This is a genomic window from Streptomyces aurantiaciflavus, assembly GCF_049808595.1.
Classification (GTDB): domain Bacteria; phylum Actinomycetota; class Actinomycetes; order Streptomycetales; family Streptomycetaceae; genus Streptomyces.
The window spans coordinates 134,364-147,367 of sequence record NZ_JBNCAQ010000006.1 but is presented as its reverse complement, the minus strand read 5'-3'; the positions used below and the strand labels follow the sequence as shown (position 1 = coordinate 147,367).

Genomic DNA, 13,004 nt, shown 5'->3' with positions numbered 1-13,004 from the left:
GACTCTGGCGGGCCCTGTTGAGCGATGTCAACCGGCTACGGCCGCACGTTCCACTCCGCGATCACGGGCCGCCCGTGTTCCGTGGACAGGCGGCTGTAGGTGCCCGTCGCCAGCTGGAACAACCGGCCGTCCGCGGGCGGGAGTCCGAGCCGGCGGGCCGTCAGGACCCGCAGGAAGTGGCCGTGGGCGACGAGGACGGCGTCCCCGCCGCAGTGGGCGAGGGCCGCGTCCACCCGGGACAGCACCCGGTCCGCGCGCAGCCCGATCTCCTCGGGCGACTCACCGGGGTGCCCGTCGGGCCCGGGCGGCACGCCGTCGGTCCACAGGTCCCAGGTGGGGCGGGTGCGGTGTATCTCGACGGTGGTGATGCCCTCGTAGCCGCCGTAGTCCCACTCGTGCAGACCGGGTTCGGCCACCGCCCCGCCGATCCCGGCGAGTTCGGCGGTGCGTACCGCGCGGCGCAGCGGGCTGGTCAGGGCGAGGCAGAAGGTCCGGTGGGAGAAGAAGGGAGCGAGCGATTTCGCCTGGAGCTCACCGTCGTCGGTGAGGGGCAGGTCGGTCCAGCTGGTGTGCTGTCCCGACACGCTCCACTCCGTCTCCCCGTGGCGGACCAGCAGCAGATCCCCCACGGCCGGCTACTCCTTCGCCGACTCGACGGCGTGGCCGCCGAACTGGTTGCGCAGCGCCGCGATCATCTTCATCTGCGGGGAGTCCTCCTGGCGGGAGGCGAACCGCGCGAAGAGGGACGCCGTGATCGCGGGCAGGGGGACCGCGTTGTCGATGGCGGCCTCGACCGTCCAGCGGCCCTCGCCGGAGTCCTCCGCGTAGCCGCGCAGCTTGTCGAGGTGCTCGTCCTCGTCGAGGGCGTTGACCGCGAGGTCGAGGAGCCAGGAGCGGATGACGGTCCCCTCCTGCCAGGAGCGGAAGACCTCGCGCACGTCGGTCACGGAGTCGACCTTCTCCAGCAGCTCCCAGCCCTCGGCGTAGGCCTGCATCATGGCGTACTCGATGCCGTTGTGGACCATCTTCGAGAAGTGCCCGGCGCCCACCTTGCCCGCGTGGACGTAGCCGTACGGGCCCTCCGGCTTGAGCGCCTCGAAGATCGGCTGGAGACGGTCGACGTGCTCCTTGTCGCCGCCGACCATCAGGGCGTAGCCGTTCTGCAGGCCCCACACACCGCCGGAGACCCCGGCGTCGACGAAGCCGATGCCCTTGGCGCCCAGCTCCGCGGCGTGCTTCTCGTCGTCCGTCCAGCGGGAGTTGCCGCCGTCGACGACCGTGTCGCCGGCCTGGAGGAGGTCGCCGAGCTCGTCGACGACGGACTGGGTGGGGGCGCCGGCCGGGACCATCACCCACACCGTGCGCGGCGCGTCGAGCCGCTCGACGAGTTCGGCGAGGCCGCTGACGTCGGAGAGTTCGGGGTTGCGGTCGTAGCCGATGACGGTGTGGCCGGCGCGGCGGATGCGCTCGCGCATGTTGCCGCCCATCTTGCCGAGACCGATCAGACCCAGCTGCATGTCAGTGCACTTCCTTCAGTTCACGGTAGGCGGCCACGAGGGCGGCGGTGGAGGCGTCCAGACCGGGGACATCCGCGCCTTGGGTCAGGGCGGGTTCGACGCGCCTGGCGAGGACCTTGCCGAGCTCCACGCCCCACTGGTCGAAGGAGTCGATGTCCCAGATCGCGCCCTGGACGAACACCTTGTGCTCGTAGAGGGCGATGAGCTGACCGAGCACCGACGGGGTCAGCTCGGCCGCGAGGATCGTGGTGGTGGGGTGGTTGCCCTGGAAGGTGCGGTGCGCGACCTGCTCCTCGGGCACACCCTCCGCGCGGACCTCGTCGGCGGTCTTGCCGAACGCGAGCGCCTGTCCCTGCGCGAACAGGTTGGCCATCAGCAGATCGTGCTGCGCCGCGAGTTCGTCGCTCAGCTCGGCGACGGGACGGGCGAACCCGATCAGGTCGGCCGGGATCAGCTTCGTGCCCTGGTGGATCAACTGGTAGTACGCGTGCTGCCCGTTGGTGCCCGGCGTGCCCCACACCACCGGCCCGGTCTGCCACTGGACGGGTCGGCCCGCGCGGTCCACCGACTTGCCGTTGGACTCCATGTCCAGCTGCTGGAGATAGGCGGTGAACTTCGACAGGTAGTGCGAGTACGGCAGCACCGCGTGCGACCGGGCGTCGAAGAAGTTGCCGTACCAGACGCCCAACAGGCCCAGGATCAGGGGGGCGTTGGCATCGGCGGGCGCGGTGCGGAAGTGGTCGTCGACGATCCTGAACCCGTCGAGCATCTCCCGGAACCGCTCCGGACCGATGGCGATCATCAGCGACAGACCGATCGCCGAGTCGAAGGAGTAACGCCCGCCGACCCAGTCCCAGAACTCGAACATGTTGTCCGGGTCGATGCCGAACTCGGTGACCTTCCCCGCGTTCGTCGACAGCGCGACGAAGTGCCGGGCGACCGCCTTCTCCTCCCCGCCCAGCCCCTTGAGCAGCCAGGAGCGGGCCGAGGTGGCGTTGGTGATCGTCTCGATGGTCGTGAAGGTCTTGGAGGCGACGACGAACAGCGTCTCCGCGGGGTCCAGGTCCCGTACCGCCTCGTGGAGGTCGGCGCCGTCCACGTTGGAGACGAAGCGGAAGGTCAGCGAACGGTCCGTGTACGCCCGCAGCGCCTCGTACGCCATCGCGGGGCCCAGGTCGGAGCCGCCGATGCCGATGTTGACCACGTTGCGGATACGGCGGCCCGTGTGGCCGGTCCACTCACCGGAGCGCACCCGGCGCGCGAAGTCGCTCATCTTGTCGAGGACGGCGTGGACCCGGGGGACGACGTTCTCGCCGTCGACCTCGATCACCGCGTCCGCCGGCGCGCGCAGCGCGGTGTGCAGCACCGCCCGCCGCTCGGTGAGGTTGATCCTCTCGCCGCGGAACATCGCGTCCCGCAGCCCGAACACATCGGTGGCGACGGCGAGTTCACTCAGCAGGGCCAGCGTCTCGTCGGTGACCAGGTTCTTGGAGTAGTCGATGCGCAGATCGCCGACGCGCACCACGTACCGCTCCGCGCGGCCGGGGTCCGCCGCGAACAGCTCCCGCAGACGCGCGTGCCAGTGGGCGCGGTGGTCCTCCAGGGCGGCCCACTCGGGCCGCCGGCTGAGCACAGGAGAGTCAGACATGAAAGGGGGTCTCCTTGGTGCCCTCGCCCCGCAGGGCGACGGCGTACATCTCGTCCGCGTCGAGGCGCCGGAGCTCCTCGGCGATGAGTTCGGAGGTGGGGCGGACCTTCAGCGCGAGGGTGCGCGACGGCTGGCCGGGCAGGGTCAGCGTGGCCAGCGGGCCCTCGGGGCGGTCGATGACGATCTCACCGTTGTCGGTGCCGAGCCGCACGGCCGTGACCACGGGGCCCGCGGTGACGACCCGCTCCACGGACACGTTCAGCCGGGCCTCCAGCCAGCGCGCGAGCAGCTCGGCGCTCGGGTTCTCCGCCTCGCTCTCCACCGCCGCCGAGACGATCGGCACCCGCGCCTGGTCCAGGGCCGCCGCCAGCATCGAGCGCCACGGCGTCAGCCGGGTCCAGGCGAGGTCGGTGTCGCCGGGCGCGTACGACGCCAGGCGCGCCTGAAGCGCCTGCAGCGGCCGCTCGACGGCGTACATGTCGGTGATCCGGCGCTGGGCCAGCGCGCCCAACGGGTCCTTGGCCGGGTTCTCGGGCGCGTCCACCGGCCACCACACGACGACCGGCGCGTCCGGTAGCAGCAGCGGCAGCACGACCGAGTCGGCGTGCTCGGACACCTCGCCGTACGTCCGCAGCACGACCGTCTCGCCGGTGCCGGCGTCGGCGCCCACCCGCACCTCGGCGTCGAGGCGGGAGCTGGTGCGGTCGCGCGGGGTGCGGGCGTGCCGCTTGATGACGACCAGCGTGCGCGCCGGGTGCTCGTGCGACGCCTCCTCGGCCGCCTTGATCGCGTCGTAGGCGTTCTCCTCGTCCGTGACGATGACCATCGTCAGGACCATCCCCACGGCCGGTGTTCCGATGGCGCGGCGACCCTGCACCAGCGCCTTGTTGATCTTGCTTGCCGTGGTGTCGGTCAGGTCGATCTTCATGGCCTGCGCCAGCTCCGTCCGTCTCGTGCGAGCATCTCGTCGGCTTCCTCGGGTCCCCAGCTGCCCGACGCGTACCGGGCGGGCCTGCCGTGGGTGGCCCAGTACTCCTCGATCGGGTCGAGGATCTTCCAGGACTCTTCCACTTCCTGGTGGCGCGGGAACAGGTTGGCGTCACCGAGCAGCACGTCCAGGATGAGGCGTTCGTACGCCTCCGGGCTGGACTCCGTGAAGGACTCGCCGTACGCGAAGTCCATCGTCACGTCCCGGATCTCCATCGACGTGCCCGGCACCTTCGAACCGAAGCGGACCGTCACCCCCTCGTCGGGCTGGACGCGGATGACGATGGCGTTCTGGCCGAGTTCCTCGGTGGCCGTGGAGTCGAAGGGGGAGTGCGGCGCCCGCTGGAAGACCACCGCTATCTCCGTGACCCGGCGGCCGAGGCGCTTGCCGGTGCGCAGGTAGAAGGGGACGCCCGCCCAGCGGCGGTTGTCGACGTTCAGCCGGACGGCCGCGTACGTGTCCGTCGTGGAGGCCGGGTCGATGCCGTCCTCCTCCAGATAGCCGCGCACCTTCTCGCCGCCCTGCCAGGCGCCCTCGTACTGTGCGCGCACGGTGTGCCGGCCCAGGTCCTCGGGGAGCTTCACGGCCTTGAGGACCTTCAGCTTCTCGGTGAGCAGCGAGGCCGCGTCGAAGGAGGCGGGCTCCTCCATCGCGGTCAGCGCCATCAGCTGCAGCAGGTGGTTCTGGATGACGTCCCGCGCCGAGCCGATGCCGTCGTAGTAGCCGGCGCGGCCGCCGATGCCGATGTCCTCGGCCATCGTGATCTGCACGTGGTCGACGTACGACCGGTTCCAGATCGGCTCGAACATCTGGTTGGCGAAGCGCAGCGCCAGGATGTTCTGGACGGTCTCCTTGCCGAGGTAGTGGTCGATGCGGAACACCTGGTCCGGCTCGAACACGTCGTGCACGATCGCGTTCAGCTCGCGCGCGCTCGCCAGGTCGTGCCCGAACGGCTTCTCGATGACCGCCCGCCGCCAGGATCCGTCCGGCGCGTTCGCCAGCCCGTGCTTCTTGAGCTGCTCGACGACCTTGGGGAAGAACTTCGGCGGCACGGAGAGGTAGAAGGCGAAGTTGCCGCCGGTGCCGCGGGAGGAGTCCAGCTCCTCGACCGCGCCGCGCAGCTGCTTGAACGCCGTGTCGTCGTCGAAGTCGCCCGGGATGAACCGCATGCCCTCGGCGAGCTGCTGCCAGACCTCCTCGCGGAACGGGGTGCGCGCGTGCTCGCGGACCGCGTCGTGGACGACCTGCGCGAAGTCCTGGTCCTCCCAGTCGCGGCGGGCGAAACCGACGAGCGAGAAGCCCGGCGGCAGCAGACCGCGGTTGGCGAGGTCGTAGACGGCCGGCATCAGCTTCTTGCGGGACAGGTCGCCGGTCACACCGAAGATGACGAGCCCGGACGGCCCGGCGATCCGGGGCAGACGCCGGTCGCGGGGGTCCCGCAGCGGGTTCTCCCAGTCGGTGGCGGTGCTCACCCTGCTCATTCCGCGTCAACTCCCTTGCTGCTCAGTGACTTCGTGACCGCGTCCAGCAGGTCCTGCCACGCCACCTCGAACTTGGCGACGCCCTCGTCCTCCAGCCGGGTGACGACCTCCTCGTAGGAGATGCCGAGCGCCTCGACGGCGGCCAGGTCGGCGCGGGCCTGGGCGTAGCCGCCGGTCACCGTGTTCCCGGTGATCCGCCCGTGGTCGGCGGTGGCGTCGAGCGTGGCCTGCGGCATGGTGTTGACGGTGCCGGGGGCGACCAGCTCGTCCACGTACAGCGTGTCCTTGTACGCGGGATCCTTCACACCGGTGGACGCCCACAGCGGACGCTGCTTGTTCGCCCGGGCGCCGGCCAGCGCGGTCCAGCGGTCACCGGCGCGGTTCGCGGTGTCGGCGGAGCCGAACACCTCCTCGTACGCCTCGTAGGCGAGCCGGGCGTTGGCGAGCGCCGCCCTTCCCTTGAGCGCGCGCGCCTCGTCCGTGCCGAGGACCGTCAGCCGCTTGTCGATCTCGGAGTCGACGCGGGAGACGAAGAAGGAGGCCACGGAGTGGATGGCGGAGAGGTCCAGGCCCCGCGCGGCGGCCTTCTCCAGGCCGGCCAGGTAGGCGTCCATGACCTCGCGGTAGCGCTCCAGCGAGAAGATCAGCGTGACGTTGACGCTGATGCCGAGGCCGACGACCTCGGTGATCGCCGGGAGACCGGCCTTCGTCGCCGGGATCTTGATCATGACGTTGGGGCGGTCGACCAGCCAGGCCAGCTGCTTGGCCTCGGCGACGGTGGCCCGTGTGCGGTGGGCGAGACGGGGGTCGACCTCGATGGAGACCCACCCGTCGCGACCACCGGTGGCGGTGTGTACGGGATGCAGGATGTCGGCGGCTGCACGCACGTCGGCGGTCGTCATCATCCGTACGGCCTCGTCGACCGTGACGCCCCGCACGGCCAGGTCGGCGAGCTGCTCCTCGTAGCCTCCCCCGCTCTCGGCTTCGCTCGAGCGGGGGGACCCCCACATCGCAGAGCCGATGGCGGCCTGGAAGATCGACGGGTTGGTGGTGACGCCGACGACATGCCGGGTCGCGACGAGCTCGGCGAGGTTGCCGGACGTGATCCGGCCGCGCGACAGGTCGTCCAGCCAGATCGACACCCCCTCGTCGGAGAGGCGCTCCAGCGCTCCCGCGGCGGCGGTTGCTTCGGTCACAGTGATCATCTTCTTTCTGGCGATCGGATCAACCACGCGCGGCGGCCAGCGATTCCCGGGCTGCGGCGGCGACGTTCTCGGGGGTGAAGCCGTACTCGGCGAACAGGGTCTTCGCGTCGGCGGAGGCGCCGAAGTGCTCGAGGGAGACGATGCGTCCCGCATCCCCCACGAACCGGTGCCACGTGAGGCCGATGCCCGCCTCCACCGCGACGCGGGCCCTCACCGACGGCGGCAGCACACTGTCCCGGTACTCGCGCGGCTGCTCCTCGAACCACTCCACGGACGGCATCGACACCACCCGGGTGCCGATCCCCTCGGCCTCCAGCAGTTCCCGCGCGGCGACCGCGAGCTGCACCTCGGAGCCGGTGGCGATGAGGACGACGTCCGGGGCCCCCTTCGACGACTCCCGCAGGACGTAACCGCCCTTCGCCGCCTCGGGGTCGGGCGCGTACGTGGGCACGCCCTGCCGGCTGAGGGCCAGGCCGTGCGGGGCCGGGTGGGTGGCGTGACGCCGGAGGATCTCGGCCCAGGCGATCGCCGTCTCGTTGGCGTCGGCCGGCCGGACGACGTTCAGCCCGGGGACGGCGCGCAGCGACGCGAGGTGCTCGACCGGCTGGTGGGTCGGGCCGTCCTCACCGAGACCGATGGAGTCGTGCGTCCACACGTACGTCACCGGCAGCTGCATCAGCGCCGACATGCGGACGGCGTTGCGCATGTAGTCGGAGAACACCAGGAAGGTGCCGCCGTAGACACGGGTGTTGCCGTGCAGGGCGATGCCGTTCATCTCGGCGGCCATCGAGAACTCGCGGATGCCGAAGTGGACCGTGCGGCCGTACGGGTTCGCCTCCGGAAGCGGGTTGCCCGCCGGCAGGAAGGACGAGGTCTTGTCGATGGTGGTGTTGTTGGAGCCGGCCAGGTCGGCGGAGCCGCCCCACAGCTCGGGGACGACCGCGCCGAGCGACTGGAGCACCTTGCCGGACGCCGCGCGGGTGGCGACGGAGTGGCCGGGCTCGAACACCGGCAGGGCGTCCTCCCAGCCCTCGGGGAGCTGACCGGCGACGACCCGGTCGAAGAGCTTCGCGCGCTCCGGGTGGGCGCCGCGCCACTTGTCGAGCTGCTTGTCCCAGGCCGCGTGGGCCTCGGCGCCCCGGTCGAGGGCGGCGCGGGTGTGGGCGAGGACCTCGTCGGTGACCTCGAAGGACCGCTCGGGGTCGAAGCCGAGGACGCGCTTGGTGGCGGCCACCTCGTCCGCGCCGAGCGCCGAGCCGTGGGACGCCTCGGTGTTCTGGGCGCTCGGGGCGGGCCAGGCGATGATCGTGCGCATCGCGATGATGGAGGGGCGGGCGGTCTCTGCCTGCGCCGCCTTCAGGGCCGCGTACAGGGCGTGCACGTCGACGTCGCCGTTCTCCCGCGGCTCGATCCGCTGCACGTGCCAGCCGTAGGCCTCGTAGCGCCCCAGCACGTCCTCGGAGAACGCGGTGGCGGTGTCGCCCTCGATGGAGATGTGGTTGTCGTCGTAGAGGAAGACGAGATTGCCGAGCTTCTGGTGCCCGGCGAGGGAGGATGCCTCGGCGGAGACGCCCTCCTGGAGGTCGCCGTCGGAGACGATCGCCCAGATCGTGTGGTCGAAGGGGGAGGTGCCCTCGGGCGCCTCCGGGTCGAACAGGCCGCGCTCGTAACGGGCGGCCATCGCCATGCCGACGGCGTTGGCGACGCCCTGGCCGAGCGGCCCGGTGGTGGTCTCGACGCCCGCGGTGTGACCGTACTCCGGGTGACCGGGCGTCTTCGAACCGTGCGTCCGGAACGCCTTCAGGTCGTCCAGCTCCACCTCGTAGCCCGAGAGGTAGAGCTGCGTGTAGAGGGTCAGCGAGGTGTGGCCGGGGGAGAGGACGAAGCGGTCGCGCCCGGTCCACTCGGGGTCCGCGGGATCGTGCCGCATCACCTTCTGAAAGATCGTGTACGCGGCCGGGGCCAGCGCCATCGCGGTGCCGGGGTGACCGTTGCCGACCTGCTGGACGGCGTCCGCGGCCAGGACACGCGCGGTGTCGACGGCACGCCGGTCGAGTTCGGTCCACTCGAGGGTGTCGGGCGTCTGCGTGCTCATCGTCAAAATTCCTCTTCAAGAAGTCGTCGATGGGAGCGGTAACGCTGCTCGGACGTGTTCGAACTTAAAAGTCTGACTTTTCTGGGGCCAGGTCTCGGTGTGCCAGCCTGTGGTGAAACTGGGACACCCACCGCACGACCGGAACGGCACGAGAAGGACATGGCGGACAGAACCAGCCAAGGCGCGAGCCACGGCACCATCCAAGGCGGAGCCGGTGACGGCGGCGTGGACGGGATCAGAACGTTCCCCTTCCCGGTCGACCTCAGCGTCGGCGGCGTCGGCATGCAGGTCGGCCCCATGGGCACCGGCCGCCACTGGCAGGCCGACGCGCCCCTGGACCGCGTGCACCGGATCGACTTCCACGTCGTGCTGCTCTTCACCGACGGCCCCGTCCGCCACATGGTCGACTTCGCCGAGCACGAGGCGACGGCCGGTGACGTCCTGTGGATCCGCCCGGGCCAGGTCCACCGCTTCTCGAAGTCGAGCGAGTACCGCGGAACCGTCCTGACCATGCAACCCGGCTTCCTGCCCCGCGCCACGGTCGAGGCCACCGGCCTGTACCGCTACGACCTGCCGCCCCTGCTCCACCCGGACGAGCCCCAGCGGGCCGGCCTGCACGCCGCACTGGCCCATCTGCAACGGGAGTACGAGGACACCACGACCCTGCCGCCGGGCCTGCACACCTCGGTGCTGCGGCACTCCCTCACCGCGTTCCTGCTGCGCCTCGGGCACCTCGCGGCCAGCTCCGCGGAGGCGGCCCGCCGCCGGATCGACACCACCTTCACCCGCTTCCGGGACGCCGTGGAGCGGGACTTCGCCACCAACCACAGCGTCAGCGCCTACGCCGACGCGCTCGGCTACTCCCGCCGCACCCTCGTCCGCGCGGTCCGCGCCGCCACCGGGGAGACACCCAAGGGCTTCATCGACAAGCGGGTCGTCCTGGAGGCGAAGCGGCTGCTGGCCCACACCGACCTGCCCATCGGCCGGGTCGGCGCGGCGGTGGGCTTCCCCGACCCGGCGAACTTCTCCAAGTTCTTCCAGCAGCACACGGACATGACACCGGCGGCGTTCCGCGCGGAGCTGCGCTGAAACGCCGCCGGGTGTGTCGTCGGCCTCCGGCCCTGCGGCCCGGACTCCCTCCTCAGCGACCGAAGTTGAACCAGTTCACGTTCACGAAGTCGGAGGGCTGACCGCTGGTGAAGGTCAGATAGACGTCGTGGGTGCCGGTGACCGGGGTGATGTTCGCGGGGATCGTCCGCCACGACTGCCAGCCGCCCGTGTCACCCACCGCGAAACTTCCGACGGGTGCGTTGGTACGGCTGTCCAGGCGCACCTCGACCAGGCCGCTGACCCCGCCCGCCGCACCGCTCGCGACCCGGCCGTAGAACTGCGTGGCCGGTGTGGAGCCGAAGGTGACACCCCGGAAGAGCGCCCAGTCGCCGTTCGCGAGCGAGCCGATGTTCCGGCCGCCGCCGGTGTCGGTGGTGGTCTCGGTGCTCACGCCGGACTGGCCGTCGTAGGACTCGGCCTGGATGGCGGCGTAGGCGTCACGGCTGCCGGACGGCGGAGGGGTGGTATTGCTCCCGCCGCCCGCGGCCTGGAGGACCTGCACATAGTCCACGACCATGGGGACGCCCGAGCGGGTGTCCGCGTCGAGGCCGCCGCCGAAGGCGTCCGGGAAGGCGCCGCCCATCGCCACGTTGAGGATGACGAAGAAGCCGTGGTCGGTGGCGTTGTTCCAGGTCGTCGCGTCGACCTGGTTCGCCGTGACGGTGTGGAAGGTGACGCCGTCGACGGAGAAACGGATCGCCTCCGGGCTCACCGAGCGGTCCCACTCCATCGTGTAGGTGTGGAAGCCGGACTGGCAGGTCGTGCCGGGACAGGCGGTGTAGTTGCCGATGCCGCTGGTCTCGTTGCACGGGCCGCCCGGGTTGGTGCCGCAGTGCATCGTCGCCCAGACCCGGTTCAGACCCTGGACGTTCTCCATGATGTCCAGTTCGCCGACCGACGGCCAGTTCTGGTAGTTGCCGCGGTAGGGGGCGCCCAGCATCCAGAACGCCGGCCAGTAGCCCTCGGCGGCCGTACCCGTGACGTTCGGCATCTGCAGCCGCGCCTCGACGCGCAGCTTGCCGCCGGACGGGGGCTGGAAGTCGGTGCGGTTGGTCTCGATACGGCCCGAGGTCCAGCGGCCGGCGGAGTCGCGCAGCGGGGTGATGCGCAGGTTGCCGTTGCCGTCGAGCGAGACGTTGCCGGTGCTGTTCGTCATCGTCTCGACCTCGCCGGTGCCCCAGTTGGCGGGGCCGCCCGGATACGAGGTGCCGGTGGCGTACTGCCAGTTGGCGGTGTTGACGCCGGTGCCCGCGGCGCCGGTGAAGTCGTCGAGGAACACCTGCGTCCAGCCCGCCGGGGGCGTGGGCGCGGAGGCGTTGGCGGACGGGGAGGCGACCGTGGCGGCCGCCGCTGCCAGACCCAGCGTGCCGACGAGGGCGACGAGAGCCCGCCTCAGGGGGTGTCGTCGTCCGCGGGGTGTTCCGGAGGTTTCACTCATGGGGTGTTCCTCTCGGGTACGGAGGGGGGTGCGCGGGTGCCTTCGAGAACGCTGTGAGAGCGCTCTCAAAGTGGGCCCAATGTGCTCTCGGCCCTTCCGGCCGTCAAGAGGTGTAACGGAGAAATCCCTTCCGTCGCAGGTGAGTTCACCGGATGAACACAGGGACGGGATACGCGCCGCACGACAGAGCGGGCACCAGAGCGGGATGACGGTGAGCGGGGGGGCGGGTCGCCGCCCGGGCGAGTGCGGACGGCACGGTTCCTCCCGGCGGGGCTCCGGTGACACGCCCGCAGCCTCGTGCGGGTGGCGGCCGCCGGATCGCCGAAGGAAGCGGTCGCGACGCCTCCACCGTACGGGCGAGACGGGGACGCGGCTCACTCCCGTGGGAGAGGAAACAATCGGGGCGGCAAGGGAGTTGATCTCTGCGATACCTGCGATACCTGCGATACCTGCGATCCTCAAGGAGTGCCCATGTCCGACGAACCCGCAGTCCGCGAACTCCGCCTGGTGGTCACGGCGGAGGACTACGACGAGGCCCTGCGCTTCTACCGGGACGTCCTCGGCCTGCCCGAACGGGCCGCGTTCTCCTCGCCCGACGGACGGGTCACCATCCTCGAAGCGGGCCGCGCCACCCTGGAGCTGACCGACCCGAACCACGCGGCGTTCATCGACGACGTCGAGGTCGGCCGCCGCGTCGCCGGACACATCCGCGTCGCCTTCCAGGTCGACGACTCCACCACCGCCACGGCGAGGCTCGCCGCGGCCGGCGCGGAGGTCGTCGCCGAGCCGACCCGCACCCCGTGGAACTCGCTGAACGCACGTCTCGAAGCCCCGGGGGCCCTGCAGTTGACGCTCTTCGAGGAACTGGGTGACTAAGGCCGGTTGCGAAAGTGGCGCCTGCACCCGGTTCCTCGGCCCCGACTCGCCCAGCACATGGCAGTGAGGGGGATGCCGGGAGTCAGTCCGGCTGCCAGCCCAGTGCCCGTGAGATCCCGCGCGCCGCGAGCCGCACCGCCGGCACCAGCACCGGCACCTGGGCGTCCGCGTACGGGACGACGACCGACACGGCGGCGACCACCGCGCCGCCGGCCCCGCGCACCGGGGCGGCCACCGACAGGGCGTCGTCGGTGACCTGACGCTCGCTCACCGCCACACCGGTGCGCCGTACTTCGGCCAGTACCCGGCGCAGACGTGCGGGGTCGGTGATCGTGTGGTCGGTGTAGGAGACCAACGGGGCGGCGCAGTACGCCTCCTGCGACTCCGCGCCGCAGTGCGCCAGCAGGACGAGGCCGACGCCGGTGACGTGCAGCGGCCAGCGGGCACCGACGCGGATGCGGACGCCGACCGCCGAATGCCCGGACAGCCACTCGGTGTACACGACCTCGGAGCCGTCCCGCACCGCCAGCTGCACGTTCTCGTGCGTGGCCTCGTACAGGTCCTCCAGGTAGGGCAGCGCGGCCTGGCGCAGGGCCCGGCCCCGCGGGGGGGGGTCCCCGACCCCCCCCACCCCCCCCCCCCCGCG

Annotated in this window: 10 protein-coding genes and 1 pseudogene; 2 read left to right on the top strand and 9 right to left on the bottom strand. The window is 71.1% G+C overall.

All coding sequences use genetic code 11. The annotated features are described in order from the left end of the window. Positions 1-35: 35 nt before the first annotated feature. The 7 genes from ACPT94_RS08720 to tkt are packed head-to-tail and all read right to left on the bottom strand — an operon-like array spanning position 36 to position 8,934. Positions 36-629, bottom strand: a complete 594-nt coding sequence (locus ACPT94_RS08720) for a histidine phosphatase family protein (protein WP_425245574.1) — start codon at positions 627-629, stop codon at positions 36-38. Between the two features lie 6 nt (positions 630-635). Then, the gene (gnd, locus tag ACPT94_RS08715) at positions 636-1,517 is read right to left on the bottom strand and encodes a phosphogluconate dehydrogenase (NAD(+)-dependent, decarboxylating) (RefSeq protein ID WP_360341323.1); all 882 of its coding nucleotides are present in this window, start codon (positions 1,515-1,517) and stop codon (positions 636-638) included. Position 1,518: 1 nt separating this feature from the next. Further along, positions 1,519-3,165 (bottom strand): glucose-6-phosphate isomerase, encoded by a 1,647-nt coding sequence (pgi, locus tag ACPT94_RS08710; RefSeq protein WP_425245573.1) that lies wholly within the window; start codon positions 3,163-3,165, stop codon positions 1,519-1,521. Continuing rightward, complete coding sequence (opcA, locus tag ACPT94_RS08705; RefSeq protein ID WP_360341317.1) at positions 3,158-4,093, bottom strand: glucose-6-phosphate dehydrogenase assembly protein OpcA; 936 nt, start codon at positions 4,091-4,093, stop codon at positions 3,158-3,160. The genes pgi and opcA overlap by 8 nt, the downstream gene beginning before the upstream one ends. Beyond that, complete coding sequence (gene zwf / locus ACPT94_RS08700; RefSeq protein ID WP_360341314.1) at positions 4,090-5,634, bottom strand: glucose-6-phosphate dehydrogenase; 1,545 nt, start codon at positions 5,632-5,634, stop codon at positions 4,090-4,092. Before zwf ends, opcA begins: the two co-directional genes overlap by 4 nt. Continuing rightward, complete coding sequence (gene tal, locus ACPT94_RS08695) at positions 5,631-6,839, bottom strand: transaldolase (protein WP_425245572.1); 1,209 nt, start codon at positions 6,837-6,839, stop codon at positions 5,631-5,633. The genes zwf and tal overlap by 4 nt, the downstream gene beginning before the upstream one ends. Before the next feature lie 19 nt (positions 6,840-6,858). Further along, positions 6,859-8,934, bottom strand: coding sequence for a transketolase (gene tkt, locus ACPT94_RS08690; RefSeq protein ID WP_425245571.1), 2,076 nt, complete (start codon positions 8,932-8,934; stop codon positions 6,859-6,861). 159 nt (positions 8,935-9,093) lie between these two features. On the opposite strand from tkt, the gene ACPT94_RS08685 reads away from it, so the two are divergent. Beyond that, a complete protein-coding gene (locus ACPT94_RS08685; protein ID WP_360341305.1) occupies positions 9,094-10,023 on the top strand; it encodes a helix-turn-helix transcriptional regulator in 930 nt (309 codons plus the stop codon). Positions 10,024-10,075: 52 nt separating this feature from the next. Here ACPT94_RS08685 and ACPT94_RS08680 read toward each other — a convergent pair whose 3' ends face one another. Then, positions 10,076-11,482 (bottom strand): glycoside hydrolase family 16 protein, encoded by a 1,407-nt coding sequence (locus tag ACPT94_RS08680; RefSeq protein ID WP_425245570.1) that lies wholly within the window; start codon positions 11,480-11,482, stop codon positions 10,076-10,078. Positions 11,483-11,953: 471 nt separating this feature from the next. On the opposite strand from ACPT94_RS08680, the gene ACPT94_RS08675 reads away from it, so the two are divergent. Next, positions 11,954-12,358, top strand: coding sequence for a VOC family protein (locus ACPT94_RS08675; protein ID WP_360341299.1), 405 nt, complete (start codon positions 11,954-11,956; stop codon positions 12,356-12,358). 82 nt (positions 12,359-12,440) lie between these two features. On the opposite strand, the pseudogene ACPT94_RS08670 reads toward ACPT94_RS08675, so the two are convergent. Beyond that, positions 12,441-13,004 (bottom strand): annotated as a pseudogene (locus ACPT94_RS08670) (IclR family transcriptional regulator); the annotation flags it as partial.

Bases quoted from the DNA above. Each gene is read 5' to 3' on its own strand.
- gnd (WP_360341323.1), bottom strand. From the start codon at position 1,517: ATGCAGCTGGGTCTGATCGGTCTCGGCAAGATGGGCGGCAACATGCGC.
- pgi (WP_425245573.1), bottom strand. From the start codon at position 3,165: ATGTCTGACTCTCCTGTGCTCAGCCGGCGGCCCGAGTGGGCCGCCCTG.
- opcA (WP_360341317.1), bottom strand. From the start codon at position 4,093: ATGAAGATCGACCTGACCGACACCACGGCAAGCAAGATCAACAAGGCG.
- zwf (WP_360341314.1), bottom strand. From the start codon at position 5,634: ATGAGCAGGGTGAGCACCGCCACCGACTGGGAGAACCCGCTGCGGGAC.
- tal (WP_425245572.1), bottom strand. From the start codon at position 6,839: ATGATCACTGTGACCGAAGCAACCGCCGCCGCGGGAGCGCTGGAGCGC.
- tkt (WP_425245571.1), bottom strand. From the start codon at position 8,934: ATGAGCACGCAGACGCCCGACACCCTCGAGTGGACCGAACTCGACCGG.
- ACPT94_RS08685 (WP_360341305.1), top strand. From the start codon at position 9,094: ATGGCGGACAGAACCAGCCAAGGCGCGAGCCACGGCACCATCCAAGGC.
- ACPT94_RS08680 (WP_425245570.1), bottom strand. From the start codon at position 11,482: ATGAGTGAAACCTCCGGAACACCCCGCGGACGACGACACCCCCTGAGG.
- ACPT94_RS08675 (WP_360341299.1), top strand. From the start codon at position 11,954: ATGTCCGACGAACCCGCAGTCCGCGAACTCCGCCTGGTGGTCACGGCG.